The organism is Mucilaginibacter sabulilitoris (assembly GCF_034262375.1).
Taxonomy (GTDB): domain Bacteria; phylum Bacteroidota; class Bacteroidia; order Sphingobacteriales; family Sphingobacteriaceae; genus Mucilaginibacter; species Mucilaginibacter sabulilitoris.
Map to the genome: position 1 here is coordinate 2,367,382 of NZ_CP139558.1, position 21,616 is coordinate 2,388,997.

Genomic DNA, 21,616 nt, shown 5'->3' on the forward strand with positions numbered 1-21,616 from the left:
GCTTTATTACTCTTAACTCAAAGCAGTATCTTTTTATACAGATTTAAATAATCGGCTACCATTTTATCGCTGGAGAACCTGGAATCTGCCCAATGATAACACGCTATCCGGTTAATGTGATTTAATTGGCTAACTGCCTCAACAGCTTCATCTATTGTATTCACCAAATAACCAGTTTCCTTATCCTTAATCAGTTCAGGCATCGAGCCGCGGTTAAAGGCAATCACTGGCGTTCCGCAAAGCATAGCTTCGGCTACACTCATGCCAAATGGCTCGTCAAAACAAATGGGGTGCAGCAGCGCGGCGGCATTGCCTAAGAGCTGTTTTCTCCTATCGGGTCCGGCGTGGCCCACATACTCAATATCAGCAGATAGATAAGGCTCAACCTTTTCGCGGTAATAGCCCTCATCCTGAACAATGCCGGCAATCAACAATCTTCTCTTACTTTTTCGGGCAATCTGAATAGCTTCGGCTGTGCCTTTATTCGGGTGGATGCGGCCAAAGTAAAGCAGATAGTCATCAGAGTTTTCATAAAATTCAAAATCGCCGGTGTTTAAACCATTGTATACTGTGGCTATATAATCAAGCTCTGGGCTGCGGTCGGCGTTACTGATGGCTACGTAATAACCGGTTTTGTTATATTTTTTATACACGGGAATAATTTGAGGTGAAGAAAACCCGTGTATCGTAGTAATTACCGGCGTTTTGATGAGCCCGGAGTAAGTAAGTGGTAAAAAATCGAAGTTATTATGGATAATATCGAACTGCCCGGCCTTTTCCATCAGATTGCTGATGTGCAGACATTCCAACACTTTGGCATCCTGGCTACGATCTTCCTCGTAACCCCTGGTGCAAACAGCATCGAGCTTACCGGAGGCAATAGAATCGCCGGTGGCAAAAAGCGTTACATCTACCCCCAATTTTAATAAGCCTTCGGCAATGTTTGATGCTATTTGCTCCCATGGTCCGTAATGCCTTGGGGGCGTACGCCAGGCAACTGGTGCCAATACAGCAACCTTCATTTAACAGATCTCCACTTTCTGCTTGCCGTACTTGTTGTACTCATATTCGAGCTCAAATGCCTTCAATACGGTAAGGTGCGATATCAGGTAAGCCAATGTACTTTCGGCGCCCTGGTTACGGTTAATACCTCCCGGTAGCAAGCCATCACAGCAGCCCTTGGTTTCATGATCGTATAAAGGAGCACGTAAAGTATTTTCGCCCAGGAACCATTTGTAGCTCAGGAACATTTTTTCAATGTACTGCGGCACCCTGAATATCTGGTAAGCCTGAAAGTGCATGAGCACCATGGCCATGGTTTCAATAGCCTGCTGGTCAAACGTTGGGAATGTACCGCCACGATAGTACCAGCCATCATTACCAACCGGGCTTAAATAGCCGTTTGAAAGCGTTAGCTTATCCAAAAATGCCATGGTATTTAAAGCTATCCTTTTAGCATCTTCATTCCCGGTAATTTCGCACGAATGAAGTAGTGCTAACGGAAGTATGGCATTATCATAGGTCATTTTTTCCTCAAACCACTGCCAGTCTGCCGACTGGGTATTTTCGTAGGCATCAATTAAGGGTTGGGTCAGGTTAGTGAGTATTTTAACCATACCTTCATCGGTAGGATAAACCTGCAGGTACAGGCTTATACCTATTATCGTATTAGCTAATCCTCTTAAATGCCTAAGGGTAGAAAAATGTGGTACCGATTTATGAAATATTTCCAATGCAAACTCACGGTAAGAGTTGCTGGCCGCGCAGCCAATTAAATGACCTAACGCCCATATGGTACGCCCAAAAGAATCTTCAGATCCAACCTCATCCAAATACCGTCTGTCAAAACTTAGGAAATTGCGGAAATTACCATCATCGGTTTGCATGTAATGAATGTAGCTCAAATACACAGGTAGCAGTTCAAATGCTTCCCGGCTTTTATTGCGCTGGTAAGCCATCAGCGCCATAATAAGGGCCCGCGCGTTGTCGTCAAGGCAGTAGCCCTCTTTTAAATTCGGGATACCGTATTTGGCATGCTGCACTATGCCGGTATCGTCGGTTAAGCGGAGGACATGTGTAAGACTAAACTTAGGCAGTATTTCGGGGTCAACAATGCTATTTTTTAATATCTTATCGCTAAAATCGAATGTAACGCTTGCTTCCTGCGCTACTTTTATATATTCGGCGCCAACCACCGGCCAGCGTAGGTGCAGGCCATATTCATAAGCGTTTTGTTTTAATTCCTTTAATACACGTTTCTGATCAAGCAGCTCAATTACGGTATCGGCAAGAGCATCCGAATTTTTAAAATCAAAAAGTCGTCCGCGTTTATTGGCCAATAGTTCGGTGGCGTGCCAATACGTGGTTGATACTACCGCGGCGCCCGCGCCTACAGCATAAGAAAGCGTTCCACTGGTGATCTGAGCTTCATTTAAATAGGGTGTTACATAAATTTCGCAAGCGGTAAGGTAATTCACCAGTTCTTCTTCCGAAACAAATTTGTTGATAAAAGCCAAGTTAGCCGATACCCCAAGTTGCTGGGCCAGGGATTTTAAATGGTCACGGTATTCCTCGCCCGAGCTTTTGATAACACCAGGATGAGTATTGCCCAGTACCACATACATTACATCGGGATGTTTCTCTACTATTCGCGGTAATGCTTTTACAACGGTTTCCAAACCTTTATTGCGGCTCAGCAACCCAAAAGTTAATAACACCCGGTGGTTTTTAAATGACGATAGCGTTTTAACAGGATTTTCTGCCGGGGCTTCCACGTCCGGAACACCATGTTCAATGATCTGGATCTTATCAGCCGGGATATCATAAATGCTGGTTAAAAATTCAACCGCACGCTGGCTCATCACAATAATTTTTGACGACTGTTCTGCTATCTCCCTGATGATAATGCGCTGTACATAGCTCGGATCTTTTAATATGGTATGTAGTATAGAGATCAGCGGCTTTTCGAGCCGGTTTATTAACGGTAATATATATATACCGCTTTCGCCCCCGTATATGCCAAACTCATGCTCCATAATACAAACATCAGCGTTGCTGGTGTTGATATAGTTGGCCGCCCTAATGTAGTCCTTCTGATGATCCTGACGAATGATGTATTTAACCTCATCCGGGTATTCATATTCCTGTAAGTTTTCAGAATCATTAAGGGCCACTACAAAACCGCCGTCGGCAAGTGATTTTCTTTCGGGGAAATTGGCATTAATGGCACGCATTAAATTTTGGTTGAAAGTGGCAAGGCCACATTCGCGGGGTGGATAGGTTGATATATATGCTATTTTCATTTTTGGTATAGATGTTTAAAACTTACAGTTGTTTATATAAACAACAATTTGTATGGAGTTGTTTATATGAGTGACCATAAAAAAGTGCAAAAGCGATCTGTAAGAGCAGGAATGACACCTTTTACAGCGTTTTTACAATACACATCATAAGATGCATAAACCATACCAATTTAACTCAGGATAAATAATATATTATATTATTCAATAAAGTAACTTAAAAGTTACTCGGGAGTATGCCGTACTTTATCGCAAGTTAGCGGGAGTAATGATTGATAGCCTCTGTAATTACGTCGCAAGCATGCTCAATTTCGCTATTATTGATAATAAGGGGAGGGGCAATACGCATAGAGTTGCTGCAATGCAGGAACCAGTCGGTTATAACACCGTGTTCAATACAGCGATCGATTATTTTTTTATTGAGGTCGAAGTTTTCCAGTTCAATAGCCAGCATCAACCCCTTGCCGCGAATCTCTTTTATAGCGGGGTGTACCAATAGCTTGCGGAACAATGCTTCCTTTTGAGCTACGCCGGGTATAAGGTTTTCATCAAGCAATACCTGTAAAGCGGCCAAACCCGCCGCGCAGCATACCGGGTGACCGCCAAACGTGGTGATGTGCCCAAGGATAGGGTTTTCTTTCAGCGCGTCCATAATAACGTTTGATGAAATAAATGCGCCAACGGGCATCCCGCCGCCCAAAGCTTTGGCCAGCAGCAAAATATCCGGTACAATGCCAAAATGCTCAAACGCAAATAGTTTGCCTGTGCGACCGAAAGCGGCCTGTATTTCATCAAGTATGAGCAATGTGCCGGTTTCATCGCAACGCTTGCGCAGGGCCTGCATATAGTTGGCATCAGGTACGCGGATACCGGCTTCGCCCTGTATGGTTTCTATAATAACGCAGGCGGTTTGTTCGGTGATCAGCTGCAGATCGGCGAGTTCGTTAAAGCGGATAAAGCTTACGCCGGGTAACAGCGGGCGGTAAGCTTGTTTAAATTCCTCGTTACCCATTACGCTTAGCGCTCCCTGCGTACTGCCGTGATAGGAGTTGTTGCAGGCAACTACCTGCTGCCTGCGGGTAAAGCGTTTGGCCAGCTTTAGCGCGCCCTCCACCGCTTCGGCACCCGAGTTGGTGAAATATACCGATTGCAGGTTTTCGGGAAGCAGGGATACCAGCTTTTCGGCAAAACGCACTTGTGGTGTTTGCACATACTCGCCATAAACCATCAGGTGCATGTATTTATCAACCTGCTCTTTAATGGCTTCAATAACCTTTGGATTGCTGTGGCCCAGGCTGCTCACTCCAATACCCGAAATAAGATCGGTATGGGCTTTGCCTGCTGTATCATACATATAAATACCCTCCGCGCGTTCAAATTCAAGCAAAAGTGGAAAGTTGGTGGTTTGCGCGTTATGAGCCAAAAAAAGTTGACGGAGAGTAGGCATGGAGTGTAATTATTGGGTTATTGAATTATTGAGGAACAAAGATAGCGGTAAAGAGGGAGATTAAAATCACTATTGCTATAATGAACTTATTGCAAATTTGATTATACTCTACTCGTTAATTAATGAACCTGGGTGTCATGGTGAGCCCCGTCGAGCCATAGCGGGTAAAGACCCCTGCGCTCAAGTCTTCGACAGGCTCAGACTGACGCGCCCCTAATAAGTATTTAATAATTAATCAATTTCCCGCACGTTCGCTGCGCTCGCTGAGCTGCTTGATGAGTTCGTCGTTAAATTCGCGTTCGCTTTTGTATAGCTCGCTTACCTTTTCGGGAGGAAGTATTTTCAGGAAACCATCCTTATACCGCTTGCGGATGGCCACTAGCTGACTTTCGTAATAAATTTCCTTATCAATTTGCTCGGTGCCATTGGCAGCAGAGCTGGAGTTATTCAAGCGTTTTAATATCCGCACCGCGGTAAGTTCCTGCTGATACTGGCGGTACATGGGCCAAAATTTGGTCGATTCTTCGTCGGTAAGGTTAAGCTGTTTACTTATAAACCTGTCGCGGGCGGCTTCAAGCCTTTTACCCATATTTTTTTTATCACGTGATGGGGCAGGGGTTATGCGCTGCCGCTGCACCAGGCTGTTGCTTGCCTGTGCAAAGGATTCGTAACCCGCCGCTATAATAAAGAATAAAATAAAAATATGCCTGATCAGTTTACGCATTAAATGTGTCATTAATTAGTATCCAAATAATCTGACAGATCTTCATCCAAAGTTTCACTATTAATTTGCTGTCCGCCATCCATCAGGGTACGGGTATCACCCGCGTCCATGTGCAATTGCAGGTAGCTTTTAATTTCGTCTACCGGTACGGTTGAAAGTTGTTCATGTAAAAAAGACTGAGTGTGTTTTACCGGTGTATTGGCATTTTTTACAATAACGCCAATACCCAATATCAGGGCAAAGCAAGCGGCCGTGGCATAGCGCAATGTGTGCGATGCAAAAAGCCTGCGTACAACCCCTTTCTTTTTAGCAGCAACAGGTAAGGCAACAATCTTAGCCTCATCCTGGTAAACGGTTTTGTTTAAAATGTTTTGATTTAACTGCTCAAAATAGTTTTCAGGAACGGTAAAGCTTTCGGCCTCGTTACTAATATGCTGTTCAACAGCTATCCTGTTTTGGATATTACTACTCAGTTCTTCAAAATAATTTTCAGGAACAGTAAAGCTTTCGGCTTCGTTGTTCACCAGCTGATCAATAGTTATCCTGCTTTGGATATTAGCGCTCAGCTCATCAAAATAATTTTCAGGTACATCAAAACCCTGGTGCTCCGGGTTTAATGCCTCCTCAACGGTTATGCGGCTTTGGATGTTGCTGCCAAGCTCATCAAAATAATTTTCGGGTACGGTAAAACCTGTGTTTTCCGTATTCACAGCCTCTTCAATACGTATACGGCTCTGTATGTTGCTGCTTAATTGTTCAAAGTAGTTTTCAGGAACGGTAAACCCACTGGATGAGCGTTTTAGCTCTTCCAGCCTTATGCGTGATGTTATGTGCTGCGCTAATTCGTCGAAATAGCCAGACGGCACTGTAAACGGATTATTGGCATTGATCCGTTTAAGTGATTCATAATCATCCAGCCACTCCCTATTGTCCATATCGCTTTTCATACATAACTATAGATGCAGATAGTGCTAAAAGGTTTAATGTAAATTTAAATTAATCTTTAGATAGCAAAAAGGCTTCAATTTTTTTAACTGCCAGGTGAAAAGATGCCTTTAAAGCACCTACGCTGGTACCCAAAACGTCTGATATTTCTTCATACTTCATATCGTCATAATACTTCATATTGAATACCAACCGCTGTTTTTCGGGCAAGGTTAACAGAGCCTCCTGTAATTTGCGCTGTGCCTGGTCGCCATTAAAGTAACTTGAATCAGCCAGTGTATCGGCCAGTTCATAAGCTACATCGTCCAACGGGACATTATTCTTTTGTTTTTTCTTATTCAAAAAAGTAATACACTCGTTGGATGCTATCCTGTACATCCAGGTATATAGCTGGGCGTCATTTCTAAAACTAAGCAGGTTTTTCCAAACCTTTATAAAAACATCCTGTACCAGGTCGTCCGCATCGTCATGATCAATAACCATGCGCCTGATGTGCCAGTAAATTTTTTGCTGGTATTTTTTCAATAACAGGTTAAACGCTTCGTTACGTGTTTTCTCCTCCTGGAACTTGCTTAAAATCTCTGAATCTTCAACCTGCAACGACATTTTTTAATTTTTATAGTTAAATGCTAATTACGGCATTTTGTTTTCTTTCCAAAACCTTTTTTGCTGCCAGCACTATATGCTCGGCGTCAAGGCCATACTTGGTCATCAGTTGTTCTGGTGTTCCGCTTTCGCCAAAACTGTCGTTAACAGCAATAAACTCCTGCGGTGTTGGATTGTTTGTTGCCAGCAGCTGTGCAATGCTGTCGCCCAAACCACCCAAACGGTTATGCTCTTCAGCAGTAACCACACAACCTGTCTTAGCTACCGACTTTAATACGGCTTCCGCATCTAACGGTTTTATGGTGTGTATGTTAATGATCTCGGCATCAATACCTTGTTCGGCTAATATCTCGCCGGCAAGTATGGCCTGCCAAACCAGGTGACCGGTGGCAAATATACTCACATCTGCACCTTCATTCACCATCCAGGCCTTGCCAATTTCAAATTTTTGGTCGGGATCTGTAAAAACAGGTACTACCGGCCGACCAAAACGCAGGTAAACCGGACCTTCATGCTCTGCAATGGCGAGGGTAGCCGCTTTGGTTTGGTTATAATCGCAGGTATTGATCACGGTCATACCGGGCAGCATTTTCATTAAACCGATGTCTTCCAGTATCTGGTGCGTAGCGCCATCCTCGCCCAGGGTTAAACCGGCGTGTGAGGCGCAAATTTTTACGTTTTTGTTGGAGTAGGCTATCGACTGGCGAATTTGATCATAAACCCTGCCGGTTGAAAAATTGGCGAAAGTACCGGTAAATGGAATTTTACCACCGATGGTCATGCCGGCAGCAATGCACATCATATTAGCTTCGGCAATACCAACCTGTACAAAACGGTCGGGAAATGCCTTGATAAAATCATTCATTTTTAGTGAACCAATAAGGTCGGCACAAAGCGCGACAACCTGATCATTTTTTTTACCGGCTTCCAGCAGTCCGGCGCCAAAGCCCGAACGGGTATCTTTTTTATCTGTGTAAGTGTATTTTTTCATGGCCTCACTCCGCCCCCTCTCCCTTGCAGAGGGGCTTTTGGGAAATATTTTTATTGTGATTTGATTTATTGTTGATTTTTACACTCCCCCTTTAGGGGGCTGGGGGGCTAATAATCGCCCAGTGTTTCTTCCAGTTGTCCAAGGGCAAGCTGTAGTTGTTCGTCATTAGGAGCAATGCCGTGCCATTTGTGGCTGCCTGCCATAAAATCAACCCCGTAACCCATTTCGGTATGCATCAGTATCATGATAGGTTTACCCTGGCCGGTACGGTCTTTGGCCAGTTCCAGTGTTTTTACCACATCGGTCATATCGTTACCTTTCATTTCGAGTACATCCCAGCCAAACGCTTCCCATTTAGCGTGCAGATCGCCTAATGACAGTACCAGGTTTGTTGGCCCGTCAATTTGCTGTCCGTTTACGTCAATGGTCGATATCAGGTTATCAACCTTATTATGCGGAGCAAACATAGCAGCTTCCCATATCTGGCCTTCCTGCAGTTCGCCATCGCCATGCAGGGTAAATACCAATGATTTATCGCCATTTAATTTTTTGGTTAAAGCGGCGCCAATGGCTACTGAAAGCCCCTGGCCCAATGAACCCGAAGCAATGCGGATACCCGGTAAATGCTCATGTGTAGTAGGGTGGCCCTGTAAACGCGAATTAAGCTTGCGGAAAGTACCCAGCTCTGCCTTGTCAAAATAACCGGCATGAGCCAGCGTACTGTAAAACACGGGCGAAATGTGCCCGTTTGATAAGAAGAAGATATCTTCGCCCACGGCATCCATATTAAACTCAGGATTGTGGTTCATTACCGAAAAATAAAGAGCGGTAAAATATTCGGTACATCCTAATGAACCGCCCGGGTGACCCGATTGACAGCCGTGTACCATACGTACAATATCGCGCCTTATTTGCGACGCGGTTCTTTCTAATTCTTGAATATCTGCTTTCATTATAAATTTAGGAAACTACTAAAGTAGGAATTATTATTGTGTTTTTAACACTTATTTTACAAGATCGAGCACCTGCTGCGATGAGTTTTGAGTATCAACCTTACTGATAATATGGCTGATTACACCGTTACCATCAATAATAAAAGTGGTGCGTACGGTGCCCATATATTTTTTGCCATACATGTTTTTTTCGGCCCAAACACCATAAGCCTCTACAATTTGCTGGTCGTTATCAGCAATAAGGGTAAAGGGCAGGCTGTATTTGGTTTCGAACTTTTTGTGCGATTTTTCATCATCGGTACTTACGCCAATTACCTCAAAACCTTTGCTCAGCAACGACTGATAATTATCTCTGAAACTGCATGACTCGGCCGTGCAGCCCGGGGTATCATCTTTTGGATAAAAATAAAGGATCACATTTTTACCTTTATAATCGGCAAGGGAAACGGTTTTTCCGTTCTGGTCCTTTGCTGTAAAATCGGGGGCTTTATCGCCTTCTTTTAATGTTGCCATAGTTTTTATTTTTGTATCAAGTAGTTGAAGTTAGTATCAAGTAGTTAGTATCAAGGATCAAGATTATTTACTAACCCTAAGTGCCGCATTTAAGAAGTCGTGATACTTGATACTAACTACTTGATCCCGTACCTATCTGTAAAAATCGGCCTTAAATTCCGAAAAATTATTTTTGTTATCGCCAACGGTTAGCTTAAACACATGCTTGCCGGGAGCAATTTCGCCGTTAAAGGTATAACTAAGTATTTTACTTTTATAATCCCATTCCATTAAAACCCATTTATTGTCAATGGTTCCAATGTAACTTTTAATGCCCGAGAGATTATCGCCCATACGCAGGTTAATGCCCTTTGAGGCGGCCATGTTGCTACCATTATGTATATTCAATGGCCTAATCACCGGGGGGATGGTATCTAATTTAATAAAGAAATCGCCAAAGCTGGTTACTTTTGATTTCACATAGCCATCCTGATAATAACCACCCTGGCAGCCGCCCCAGGTACTCACCACTACAGCTTTATCTGCATATTGTCCAAGGTTTACGTCAGGTTTTATCCAGATGTCATAACTGTCATGTATAGGGGTAAGCCGGTTATGGATATGGTGTACCTGCGAAAACCCGGAGGCCGGTTTGGGCGATACAGAATAGTTGAAGTCGAGATCATCATACAAATTACCTGGCATAATGATCACCTTTACCTTATCGGTACTGAACTCGTTTTTCTGATCATAATGAAATAATGTGCCTGCTATTTTGCCAGGTGTGAGAGTAAATTTTTCTGACTGTACCTTGAGTTTAACGGTTGAAGTGTTTCCGGCTGCATCCTTTACTACATACTCAACATCGTGCAGGGCGTTATCATCAAATGTAATGACGCCCCGGTTAATAGATTGCGGATAAAGCGATATGTGACTGCCCGGCGGTATAAAGCATTTTTGCATCCATCTACGCGATGAGGTAAAAGTTGGATAATCAATATAAGCGTTAATGGCATGGGTTTGATCGAACGCGAAACGCTCAACCGTAAAGGTGTACACGGTTTGCCCATCAAGCTTTAACTCTATAGAATAAATGCCATTATGATTGGCCGAAACGCTGTTCATATCGGTAGTGTTAATACCGAAACCTATATAGCCGCTTAAATGCAATACTTGCGATTTAATAAGATGATAATTGCCCGCGATACCGGTAACTGCTAAAAATTCCTTTGGTGTTTTTTCGCTGAATGGATTGCCGTTGAGATGATAGATGCCGATGGAGGTAATGGTAGGGGGCACCTTATCGGGTATGGTAAGACCAAATAGCTGCGCGTTAATGGTTTCCTCGGTTTGGGTATCCCTAATCTCAAAATGCAGATGCGGCCCGGCAGATGCCCCCGCATTGCCGGATATGGCAACAACATCATTTTTTAGAACCGGAACCTGCGTAGCTGTAAGGTTAAAATCAGCCTCGTAGGTTTGATGCTCATACTGGTACGCTTTTACAATGGCTGCCACGGCGGGTGTAAAGCTTTGCAGGTGCCCGTAAACCGTAGTATAACCGTTGGGGTGGGTAATGTAAATGGCTCGGCCAAAACCGCCAAACTGAACCCTTACTCTTGATATATAGCCATCGGCAGCGGCGTGTACCGGGTAGCCGGTACGTTGGTTAGTTTTAAAATCGAGCCCGGAATGAAAATGCTGAGGCCTGAGTTCCCCGAACGAGCCAGCCGTGCTTGGCGACAGGTCAAGCGGGTAGCGGAAATAGTTTTGCGGATATTGCCTGCTTTGTATAGTAGTTTGCGCGTGTATGCCCCAATTAAAGCCCAGGCATAACGCGGCTATGGCTATAAATTTTTTAATCATGTGTTATTTAACGTAAAAGTCGAGCAGTTTTTCATCCTCCAGGTATCCTTCCAGCCTGTCGCCAACTTTTACTTTTGATACCCCGGGTGGGGTACCGGTGAATATAAGGTCGCCCTTTTTAAGGGTAACGTATTTTGAAACAAATGCTATAATATTTTCAAACGGAAACAGCAGATCGCGGGTGTTGCCCTGTTGCCTGGTTTCGCCGTTGATATCCAGTTTAAAGTTAAGATCATAAATATCCGGGAATTTGGCCCTGGGTACAAAAGCGCTTAGTGGAGCAGAGCCATCAAAGGCTTTGGCAAGCTCCCAGGGCAGACCCTTTTCTTTGTGTTTGCTCTGAATATCACGTGCGGTAAAGTCAATACCTAAGGCAATTTCTTCATAGTAACCGGCTGCGAATTTTTCGCTGATATGCTTGCCTTCTTTGCTTATTTTTAAAACGATCTCAATTTCGTGATGTACATCTTCCGAGAAATCTGGATGGTAAAAAGGCTTGTTATCTTTGATAATGGCCGTTTCGGGTTTCATGAAAATAACCGGAACTGCGGGTACCGGGTTATTTAATTCTTTGGCGTGCTCGGCGTAATTGCGGCCAATGGCAATAATTTTCATAAGTTGACAGCTATAAATGCCAAAGCTAAAAAAATAGCTGGTTTGTTTAAACAGATATAGCTGTTAAGGGTATTTTAATGAAGCAAATAAGAATTATAATACCGAGATACGTTTGATAACCGATTCGGTACCGGCAACTACCCGTACAAAATAGAAACCGCGGGTAAGTTTGTTGTTGATGGGATAGTTGATGTTATGATCGCCGGAATCAACCCTTGACGAAAACAAGGTGGTGATGTCATTGCCAAGCACATCCATTATTTTGATGGTGACATTGCTGTTGCGCGATATGGTATATTTTAAATTGATCTCATCTGTAACCTTAATGGGGTTAGGATAAACCTGCACATCATTAAGCAGTTTATCATCAGGACGGGATACGCTCACTTTTACGCTCGAAGTTACCGCCGGCTTTAACGGTGGCAGCACCAGGTGCAGTCCATTTTTTAAATATGATTTTCCGGCCTTACCCTTTGTAACACGCAGGTAGGTGGTATCGCCTTTAAAATGCTTGGGATTGACATTAGCGGCAAAGGCGAAGTTCATAAAAATTGACATCGCAATTAGTATGACCCATGTGTACATATAAATAAAGGAATAAGTAATGTTTCGCCTCATTTTTAAGTTTCCCCTACAAAAGTATAAATAAAGCCCTCATCAAGTAAAAAAATGATGTTTTTATAAAACTTTTTAACAATTTTTAACAAAAACTGTTGGTTTTACAGTTTAGACTTCTTTTTTCTTTATACGTTTAATGATTATTTAAGTTTAACGGAAAAAAATGATATTTTTGCAACTTTTAAAATATAAAAGTGTCAAACCATAAAGATCTGCAAAAACTGACGGCCGCCGGCCTGCTCATCAGTTTAGGAATAATTTACGGTGATATTGGTACCTCCCCATTATACGTATTTAAGGCTATTGTAGGAACCGAACATTCCTCAATTTCCCAAACCATTACCGAAACATTAGTATTAGGAGGCGTTTCCCTCATATTCTGGACATTAACGCTGCAAACCACACTCAAATATGTGGTGATCACTTTGCGTGCGGATAATAAGGGTGAGGGTGGTATATTCTCGTTGTTCTCACTAGTTCGCCGCAAGGCAAAGTGGCTTATTGTGCCTGCTGTAGTAGGAGGTTGCGCGTTGCTTGCCGATGGGATCATTACGCCGCCTATTACCATATCATCCGCTATTGAGGGGCTGCAAACCTATTATCCGAACCTGCCAACTATGCAGATTGTGATGGCTATTATTACGGTTTTATTCATCATTCAGCAGTTTGGCACTTCGCTGGTGGGTAAAGCTTTTGGTCCTATCATGTTTATTTGGTTTACCATGATGGGGGTACTGGGGATTAGTTATATTGTGCATGATCCGTCTGTAATAAGAGCTTTAAATCCTTATTACGCATATAAACTGTTAAGCACCAGTACCGGCGGCGAAGCTTTTATAGTGCTGGGAGCGGTATTTTTATGTACCACAGGAGCCGAAGCTTTGTATTCCGATCTTGGACATTGCGGTAAGGACAACATCCGCATCAGTTGGATATATGTAAAAACCTGTCTTATTCTTAATTATCTTGGGCAAGCTGTATGGCTGCTTCAGTCAGTCAACCATACCGTCGACCTTAACCTGAATAACCCTTTTTATAAAATAATGCCTGAGTGGTTCCTGATATTCGGCATCGGTATTGCCACCGTAGCGGCTGTTATTGCCAGCCAGGCGCTTATCTCGGGCTCGTTTACACTGATAGCTGAAGCTGTAAGGCTTAACTTGTGGCCAAAGGTGCGGATCAATTATCCATCTGAACAAAAGGGACAATTGTATGTGCCCAGCGTTAACTGGTTGCTTTGGGCAGGTTGTTTGGGCGTGGTGCTCATATTTAAACATTCCAGCAAAATGGAATCTGCGTATGGTTTAAGTATTACTGTAGCCATGCTCATGACCACCATACTGGTGTCCAAATTCCTTAAACGCAAAAAGGTGCCTTCCTACATTATTGGAGTTTTCCTAGTGGTTTACCTGCTTATTGAAGGAACCTTCCTGGCCGGTAACCTGGTTAAATTTATACACGGCGGCTGGTTTACCCTATCTATTGGGTTTCTGCTGTTTACCGTGATGTGGACATGGCATACCGCCCGCAAGATCAGGAACCGTTACGTGAAATTTGTTGGTATTGACGATTACTTTGACATTTTAAAGGAGCTGAGCGCCGATGAAACCGTACCCAAATATGCCTCGCAGCTTGTTTATTTAACCAGCGCCAATTTTAACTCCGAAATTGAATCAAAAATAGTTTACTCCATATTGCAAAAGCAGCCTAAGCGTGCCGATGTTTACTGGCTGGTACACGTTGATGTTGTTGATGAGCCTTACAAACGCGAATATGAAGTGGAATTTCTGGTGCCAAATAAGCTGATCAGGATTGACTTTAAACTGGGTTTCAGGGTGGAGCAGCAGATAAACCTGCTATTCAGAAAAGTAGTAGAAGATTTAGTTAAAAAGGGCGAGGTTGATATCACCAGCCACTATAAATCATTAAATAAGCACAAAATAGTGGGCGATTTTAGGTTTGTGGTAATTGAAAAGGTACTTTCACGTTCACATAGCCTGTCGTTTTTTGAACGGTTTATCATGGATTATTACGTGCAGCTTAAAAAAGTGAGTTTGTCTGAAGAGCGTGGTTTTGGCCTCGACCTGAGCTTTGTTACGGTTGAGAAAGTTCCGCTGATGCTGTCAATCCCTGAAGCTATTGAGATACATAGGGTAAATTAGACCTCACCTAAATCCTCTCCAAAGGAGAGGACTTTCCTACCAAGGTGATTTCTATCCCAAATATATGGGGCCCCTTAATCTCTAAACACATTAACATATTATTCGGCTTCATCAGCTCCCATTCCAAAGGAGAGGGGTTAGGAGAGGCTTTTTTCATAAGCCATCTTCATGTATTTCTTAACCTCGTCGTTAAGGTCTTCTTTAAAATACATGCGGAAGTAATGGTTGTGATCATTGGTGCCGGGTACGGTCTTTATTTTGGTGAAACAAAGATTATCGTCGTAGATCTCCTTAAACGGAAATACCACATCAATAAAATTTTTGCCCAACTGGGTTATGTAGGCAAAGTTTACCCTTACGCCAATGGCAATCATGCTTTTCGTGGGATATACCTTTATGGGCGCTATCTGCAAATATTCGGCAATAAAGTGATCAAAGAGTTCAACCGTGTGCGTTGATTTTCCTTGCAAAAAATCGCGCAAGTTGCGCTCCTGGCAGGAGTGGACCTGGTTAACGGCAGTAAATTCCCGGTTGCATATTGGGCACATCCACATATGATATTTTAATTGTTATTAAATTCATCCCCGAGATGTCTTCATTGATGAGCCCTGGAAGGGCTTCATGTTTATAGCCTTAAAGATAAAATGTTTTTAGCTCCGTAGGTGCTCCGTTTTGTATAAAATTAAGAAAGCTCCTATGGAGTTATTACTTTTTATTTGAGCTATAAACAGGTTACCCTATGGGGTTATATTTCGACAAGTTATCGAAATTATATTGATTATACTGTTTGCTTTTACGCTGTTGCCTCTTTACCTAACATGCTGTTTTTATAGCTATAAGTAAAATAAATAATCAGTCCAATAACCAGCCATATTAAAAAACGCAGCCAGTTGGTATAGCCAAGCTCGGTCATTAAATAAAAACAGCTCATTAAACCCAGTACCGGTATAAGCGAAAAGTTTTTAATAAAGCTGTAAATGCTAATGATGATGATCAGGATAAAAAACAGGTAATTAGGGAAGTTATACAGAAAACCATCGAGCCCTAAGTAGTATTTTTTAACTTCGCTTATAGCGCTGGTAGCCCTTAAAGCCGTATCAAATTTATCTTCTTCCAGGTCTTTAAAATATTTGCTTGCGCCTGCATCGCCTACAGTTTGTTTACCAAACATGGTATTGCAGGTAGTTAACAAAGCGGCGTTATCGGCAGCATCTAAACTTTCAATAATAGCTGTTTTGTCTTTTATCTTTTTAAACTGCATCATTTCAACCTGTGGGGCCGGTTTAAAGTAAATGCATGAACCTAAAATAATGAGCGTTATTAACGGTATAATTATTTTCCCGTTAACATAAGGCAGGTGAAATTTGCCCTGCTGTGCATTTTCCCTCGGGAGCAGGAGTACACCGCCGCAAACCAAAACGAAGGCAAACAGGGTGCCGATGCTGGTAAGATCGGTTACCTCGGTAAGGTTCATAAACAGTGCTGGTATAGCTACCACAAAGCCGGTAACCACGGTAGCAAAGGATGGTGTTTGAAATTTAGGGTGTATACGCGAGAATGCTTTTGGCAGCAATCCGTCGCGGCTCATGCTCATCCATATACGGGGCTGGCCCAATTGAAATATCAATAATACACTGGCCGTTGCAATAACCGCGCTGATGGAGATGACATAGCTGATATTATGCAACCCCACTTTTGCAAACACAAATGCAAGGGGATCACCCACCTGGAGGTCTTTATAACTTACCATGCCGGTTAGTACCAGTGCTATGAGTATGTAGAGTACTGTACAGATGACGAGTGAGTAGATCATACCCCGCGGCAGATCGCGCTGAGGCTTTTCACATTCCTCGGCGGTGGTTGATATAGCATCAAACCCGATATAAGCAAAAAACACGCCCGATACGCCCTTCATTACACCACTAAAGCCATTGGGCATAAAGGGGTGCCAGTTGGCTGGTGTTACGTAAAAGAAACCAATAACAATAACCGCTATAACGATAACTATCTTTAAAACAACCATAGCGTTGGTCGCTTTTTTGGTTTCGCGGATTCCTACATAAACCAGGTACGTAATAATGAATACAATACCCAAAGCAGGCAGGTTGGCTATAAGCTTAAAATCGCCAATGCCGGGTGCTGTATTCCAGGCAAGGGCGGCGGCTTTTACACGGTCGCTGATATCGGTTAACTGGCTGGCTGTGGCCTGTGTCACCTGCTCATGCCCGCGCAATGCCGAAACATAGTCCATCGTGAGGTATTTGGGCAGATGGATATTGAAGCCTTCGAGCAGGTTCACAAAATATTCGCTCCATGATATAGCTACAGCAATGTTGCCTATGGCGTATTCCATTAAAAGGTCCCATCCTATTATCCAGGCAATTAACTCGCCAAATGAGGCGTAGGCGTAGGTATAGGCGCTGCCGGCAACCGGTATGCGCGATGCAAACTCAGCATAACAAAGTGCCGAAAAACCGCAAGTGATAGCTGTAACAACAAATAAAATGGAAACTGCGGGTCCGCCGTGGAATGAAGCTTCGCCGATGGTGGAGAATATACCGGCACCTACTACGGCAGCGATGCCCATGAGTGTAAGGTCTTTAACGTTTAGTTCTTTTTTGAGTTGTGATGTTGGTGTTCCGGGGTGTTCGCCATCACCGCATCCGCACTCCACATCATATAATATCTTCTCTACAGATTTCTTACGAAATATACTTTTCGACATCCAGTTAATTAAATTAGTCTAACTCAATTCAAACATAATCATTTTTTTGCATTGAATAAGTATATGCTTATTTTGCACCATGAATATAGGTATAAAAGATGTTTTGTACAGGATCAGGCCGTTTTTTATACTTTATTTGTTGATACTTTGCACCTGTTTAATTATCAAATTTCTGTACAGCCGCGAGACTATTTATTTTGCTGTAAACGGCCTTAATAGTTCATGGGCCGATGCCATTATGCCCTATATTACCGACATAGGCGAGGGCCTTACCGTTATTATTTTATCGGCGATAATTGCATTGTTTAATTACCGAAAAGCTTTTTTATTGGTAACAAGTTACGCGGTTACCAGCATTGTGGCGCAGGTATTAAAATACATTTTTGACGCGCCTCGCCCCAAACTATATTTTAGCCATGAACTAAGCCGTATCCACTTTGTTAAAGGGCTGCAGGTATGGAGCGTACACAGCTTTCCATCAGGGCATTCTGTAACGGCGTTTTCTGCAGCCGTGATAATTACTTATTTATGCAGGCATAAAGGTTGGGGGATACCCGCTTTGCTGATAGCTATATTAGTAGGTTATTCCCGCATGTATCTGAGCCAGCATTTTTTTGAAGATGTGATGGCGGGGTCGGTGATAGGCGTTATTGTTACCGTATTTTGGTTAAGCTGGCTGGATAGTAAGCAGTTTATTCACAGCGAAAAATGGAACCGGGGACTGATAAAAACTTCGCAAGGGAATAATTGATCCTAAATTATGTTAAAAATAGCCTGTCATGCTGAGCCCCCGTCGAAGCATGATATACAGGCCTCTACACGCGGGTCTTCGCGGGGCTCAGACTGACACCTATTTTTTGATTAACCTTACTGTTTCTTTTTTCTGCGGGTAACCGCAATGATGATGATAATTATAATAACTGCACCACCGCCATAGATACCGATTTTGGCCGGGGTTGACAAGCCTTTGGCATTTGATATATACTGGTCGTTACGTTTCAGGTCGGGCGCCAGCTTAATGGAGCTGGTAAATGTTTTTAACTCGCCTTTAACCAGGTCTTTCCGTTGCTCTTCATAATAATATTGAAAAGTATAAGTGGCCTCCTGGGTATAAAGGAGTATAAAATGCCTCAGTTGTATCGGTTCTCCGGTTGAGCCTGTATTGTCAACTCTAAGCGTAAACACCTTGGCTTCCAGTTTTCCAATAAGCGTATCGCGCGGGTTCATTACACTGCCATTACCCGATTGCTTCTGGATTCCCTCGATATAGGTTTTGAGTACATTATTCAGGTCTTTTTCTTTATTCAGGGGTGTATTGGTTTTGGGATTGGCTGCTCGGATCACGATCATAAATCCAACAGAACCGTTAGCAGAATATATTTGCTGTCCTAAGGTATCCTTCTTCTGAACATTGTCTGGTAAGGATACCGTAACAAGGCTATCTAATTTTACCGGCTTAAATTTCTGTGCGAAGGCAGTAGCCGTAAATAATATGAGGATTAAACTAAAAATGATCTTTTTCATAGATGTTTAAACCTATGAACACACAATTAGTTTTAAAAATTAGTTAATAGTAAAGTTTTTTTACGCATTATAGTATTGATAATCAGTTGATTTAGGTTGATAAAATATTGCATCGGTATTGATTTTTTTTTGAAAATGTCTTTTGAAAACCGCGGTCTACCGATCCAGTTTTAATACCCTTGCCCTGTTATATTGCTGCAGCAATATAGGACAAATGTTATAAATGATGTTGGCGCCCAACATGAGAAGGGTGAGCATATTATAATGATTTATGAAGGAGTGGATAGTGGTTAACAGGAAGAAAATAAAACATATTAAATGGAAACGCTCATACATTACAATGGTTTTCAGGTATTGCGCAGCATTGGCCTTATGTTTAATGATGCCATAACCCGGTTGGCTTTTCCTGATCAGCCGGTTTATATATTCGCCGTGCTGCACAAATTTGCGAATGAATTTTACGCCTAAGCCCTCATACCATTTTGGGTTGGTGCTCAGTTGTAGCAGCCTGCCAGGAATTAATTGAGTCATAACACTAATGCCAATAAATATAAAACACCAGAGCAGCGCACCGGACGCCGCCCAATATGCTACTGCCGGGGCAAAACAAAGAATAGTCCAGAAGAAGTTAACCGCCTGGTTCATAACCTAATTTAGGTTTTTATAAGGATATTAATACTGATGGCAGACGGTTTTTTATGACTGACAAGATATTGTCAGTGTTTGCAAGTGTTCGTGCACGTTCGCACTTCCAAAAAAAGGACATCTGTTATATTTATCAAAAAGCTGATAAATACAACAGATGTTACACGATAACAAGCTTCAATGTAAATGGAAGCCTGATATGATCTTAATTGATTTTATCCATTTCGGCCTTTACAAATTCGGCCAGTTCTTTTACATAAGCAGCACTGAAATCAAACTTGATACCGGCCGTTTCGTAAATTTCCTTAATGGTTTTGGTATACCCAAGCTTTAAAGCATCAAGGTATTGCTGTAATCCTTTTTCCGGGTTTTCTTTGTAGTTTTTCCATACCGCAATAGCGCCTAACTGGGCCATGCCATACTCAATATAATAGAACGGCACCTCGAAAATATGCAGCTGCTTTTGCCATAAATTGGCTTCAGCCTCCGGGTGTTCACCCCAGTCTACGAAGCCTGCACCAAATGGTTCATAAATCTCCATCCAGGCAGTTGTACGGTCCGCATCGGTATGGTCGGGATTGGTATATATCCAGTGCTGAAACTGGTCTATCACGGCTACCCAAGGCAGGGTTTTTAAAACATCAAATAGCTGGTCGCGTTTGGCGCGTTTCAGGTCTTCTTCATTATCAAAAAATACGTCCCAATTGTCCATAGATATAAGCTCCATTGACATGGAGGCCAGTTCAGCAACTTCGGAAGGACAGTGTTTAAAATCATTCAATTCCAGATCTGCAGTCAGAAAGGTATGCACAGCGTGCCCACCCTCATGCACCATAGTAGTAAGGTCACGGAAGGTATTGGCCGAGTTCATGAAAATAAACGGCGCGCCGGTTTCTGACAGCGGGTAATTATAACCACCAGGAGCCTTACCCTTGCGGCTTTCCACGTCAAAAAGGTTGTTATCCTTCATGATCTCCAAGCGCTCGCCCAAATAACGGTTAATATTGCTAAAGCATTGTATTGATTTTTCGATCAGCTCTTTACCATTATTAAACGGCTTTAAGGCCGGTTTGCCCGATACATCAACATCCATATCCCATGGTTTTAATGTGGGCAGGGCAAGGGCCGCCTTGCGTTTTTCGGCCTGCTCGCGTAGGATGGGCACAATTTCGGTTTCAATGGCCGCGTGAAAAGCATAACAATCCTGCGGGGTATAATCAAACCTGCCCAGCGCCTGGAACATATAATCCCTGAAGTTTTCGAAGCCGGCGTTGGTAGCAACAGTATGCCTCAATTTGCGCAGGTGATCAAAAAGCTCATTAAGCTGGTCTTTATCCTGCAGGCGGCGGGCGGTTATTTTTTCCCAGGCTTCCTGGCGTTTGGTCCGGTTGGTATCTTTTAAAAATACAGATGCCTGTTCCAGGGTAAACTCTTTATCGCCAATATGCACCGACATGGCACCGGTGATGGACTGGTATTTTTGTTGCTCAACCTGTATCTCGGTTTGTACCGGGATATTCTCTTCCCTGAATAGTTCAAGCGCCTTTTTAACAGCACGTAAAAAGATGAAGTATTTTTCTTTATCCAGCTTGTCAACATATTCGCTGGCTACCAGCTTTTTGTTGAGCTCGTTACCGTAAGGGGCAATTTTGGGCTCAATTTCTGTAGCAAAATACTGGAAGTTTTGAAGCAGCTCTTCGCTGGCTGTATCGCAGGTCATACGAATGTAGCGCCATGCAAAATCTTCTTCTAAAGCAGCTTCCAGTTCACTTTTGTCATGTAGCCATTTTTCAAGTTCCTCAACCGAATTGATAGGACGTTCAAGTAATTCCTTATAGATTGGTTCCAGGTTTTCCCATTTAATGTCGAGGGTTGCCGGAATGTATGTTCTTGTTTTTTTATGGATCATAATTTGTTTAATGTGCAGATGTGCATATATGCAAATGTGCAGATTATGAATGAAGATGTGCAAATAAATAAAAGTGAAAAAATCCGAAAATTGTA

The 21,616-nt window shown here is 42.8% G+C and carries 19 protein-coding genes; 2 read left to right on the forward strand and 17 right to left on the reverse strand.

Annotated elements, in window-relative coordinates; all coding sequences use genetic code 11:
- Positions 1–17 precede the first annotated feature (17 nt).
- The 12 genes from SNE25_RS10160 to SNE25_RS10215 all read right to left on the reverse strand — a co-directional run bounded on the left by SNE25_RS10160 (position 18) and on the right by SNE25_RS10215 (position 12,484).
- The gene (locus SNE25_RS10160) at positions 18–1,022 is read right to left on the reverse strand and encodes a glycosyltransferase family 4 protein (RefSeq protein WP_321564985.1); all 1,005 of its coding nucleotides are present in this window, start codon (positions 1,020–1,022) and stop codon (positions 18–20) included.
- A complete protein-coding gene (locus SNE25_RS10165; RefSeq protein ID WP_321564986.1) occupies positions 1,023–3,302 on the reverse strand; it encodes a glycosyltransferase family 4 protein in 2,280 nt (759 codons plus the stop codon). It abuts the gene before it with no gap.
- Positions 3,303–3,555: 253 nt separating this feature from the next.
- Positions 3,556–4,746: an aspartate aminotransferase family protein gene (locus tag SNE25_RS10170; protein ID WP_321564987.1), complete on the reverse strand. Its 1,191-nt coding sequence runs from the start codon at positions 4,744–4,746 to the stop codon at positions 3,556–3,558.
- A 235-nt stretch (positions 4,747–4,981) separates the two neighbouring features.
- Positions 4,982–5,470, reverse strand: a complete 489-nt coding sequence (locus tag SNE25_RS10175) for a hypothetical protein (protein ID WP_321564988.1) — start codon at positions 5,468–5,470, stop codon at positions 4,982–4,984.
- Positions 5,471–5,481: 11 nt separating this feature from the next.
- A complete protein-coding gene (locus SNE25_RS10180) occupies positions 5,482–6,417 on the reverse strand; it encodes a hypothetical protein (RefSeq protein ID WP_321564989.1) in 936 nt (311 codons plus the stop codon).
- Between the two features lie 49 nt (positions 6,418–6,466).
- Entirely contained in the window at positions 6,467–7,021 is a 555-nt protein-coding gene (locus tag SNE25_RS10185; RefSeq protein ID WP_321564990.1) for an RNA polymerase sigma factor, read from the reverse strand.
- A 16-nt stretch (positions 7,022–7,037) separates the two neighbouring features.
- A complete protein-coding gene (locus SNE25_RS10190; protein ID WP_321564991.1) occupies positions 7,038–8,012 on the reverse strand; it encodes a transketolase family protein in 975 nt (324 codons plus the stop codon).
- Positions 8,013–8,119: 107 nt separating this feature from the next.
- Positions 8,120–8,965 (reverse strand): transketolase, encoded by an 846-nt coding sequence (locus SNE25_RS10195; protein ID WP_321564992.1) that lies wholly within the window; start codon positions 8,963–8,965, stop codon positions 8,120–8,122.
- A gap of 51 nt (positions 8,966–9,016) precedes the next feature.
- Complete coding sequence (gene bcp / locus SNE25_RS10200; protein ID WP_321564993.1) at positions 9,017–9,478, reverse strand: thioredoxin-dependent thiol peroxidase; 462 nt, start codon at positions 9,476–9,478, stop codon at positions 9,017–9,019.
- Between the two features lie 132 nt (positions 9,479–9,610).
- Positions 9,611–11,323 carry a M23 family metallopeptidase gene (locus tag SNE25_RS10205; RefSeq protein ID WP_321564994.1) on the reverse strand — a complete coding sequence of 571 codons (1,713 nt, stop codon included), beginning with the start codon at positions 11,321–11,323 and terminating at the stop codon, positions 9,611–9,613.
- 3 nt (positions 11,324–11,326) lie between these two features.
- Positions 11,327–11,938, reverse strand: a complete 612-nt coding sequence (locus tag SNE25_RS10210) for a fumarylacetoacetate hydrolase family protein (RefSeq protein WP_321564995.1) — start codon at positions 11,936–11,938, stop codon at positions 11,327–11,329.
- 93 nt (positions 11,939–12,031) lie between these two features.
- Entirely contained in the window at positions 12,032–12,484 is a 453-nt protein-coding gene (locus tag SNE25_RS10215; protein ID WP_321564996.1) for a T9SS type A sorting domain-containing protein, read from the reverse strand.
- Between the two features lie 266 nt (positions 12,485–12,750).
- Here SNE25_RS10215 and SNE25_RS10220 point away from each other — a divergent pair, with 266 nt between their 5' ends.
- Positions 12,751–14,718 (forward strand): KUP/HAK/KT family potassium transporter, encoded by a 1,968-nt coding sequence (locus SNE25_RS10220; RefSeq protein ID WP_321564997.1) that lies wholly within the window; start codon positions 12,751–12,753, stop codon positions 14,716–14,718.
- A 137-nt stretch (positions 14,719–14,855) separates the two neighbouring features.
- Here the strand turns inward: SNE25_RS10220 and SNE25_RS10225 are convergent, their stop codons facing one another.
- Positions 14,856–15,266, reverse strand: coding sequence for a DUF5655 domain-containing protein (locus SNE25_RS10225; protein ID WP_321564998.1), 411 nt, complete (start codon positions 15,264–15,266; stop codon positions 14,856–14,858).
- A gap of 245 nt (positions 15,267–15,511) precedes the next feature.
- A complete protein-coding gene (locus SNE25_RS10230) occupies positions 15,512–17,443 on the reverse strand; it encodes an amino acid permease (RefSeq protein WP_321564999.1) in 1,932 nt (643 codons plus the stop codon).
- 79 nt (positions 17,444–17,522) lie between these two features.
- On the opposite strand from SNE25_RS10230, the gene SNE25_RS10235 reads away from it, so the two are divergent.
- On the forward strand, positions 17,523–18,194 hold the full coding sequence (locus tag SNE25_RS10235) for a phosphatase PAP2 family protein (protein ID WP_321565000.1): 672 nt from the start codon (positions 17,523–17,525) through the stop codon (positions 18,192–18,194).
- 116 nt (positions 18,195–18,310) lie between these two features.
- Here the strand turns inward: SNE25_RS10235 and SNE25_RS10240 are convergent, their stop codons facing one another.
- From SNE25_RS10240 to SNE25_RS10250, 3 genes are all read right to left on the reverse strand, one after another.
- Positions 18,311–18,967, reverse strand: coding sequence for a hypothetical protein (locus tag SNE25_RS10240; RefSeq protein WP_321565001.1), 657 nt, complete (start codon positions 18,965–18,967; stop codon positions 18,311–18,313).
- Between the two features lie 156 nt (positions 18,968–19,123).
- Positions 19,124–19,612: a glycosyl-4,4'-diaponeurosporenoate acyltransferase CrtO family protein gene (locus tag SNE25_RS10245; RefSeq protein ID WP_321565002.1), complete on the reverse strand. Its 489-nt coding sequence runs from the start codon at positions 19,610–19,612 to the stop codon at positions 19,124–19,126.
- A gap of 205 nt (positions 19,613–19,817) precedes the next feature.
- Positions 19,818–21,521, reverse strand: coding sequence for a M3 family oligoendopeptidase (locus tag SNE25_RS10250; protein ID WP_321565003.1), 1,704 nt, complete (start codon positions 21,519–21,521; stop codon positions 19,818–19,820).
- Positions 21,522–21,616 lie beyond the last annotated feature (95 nt).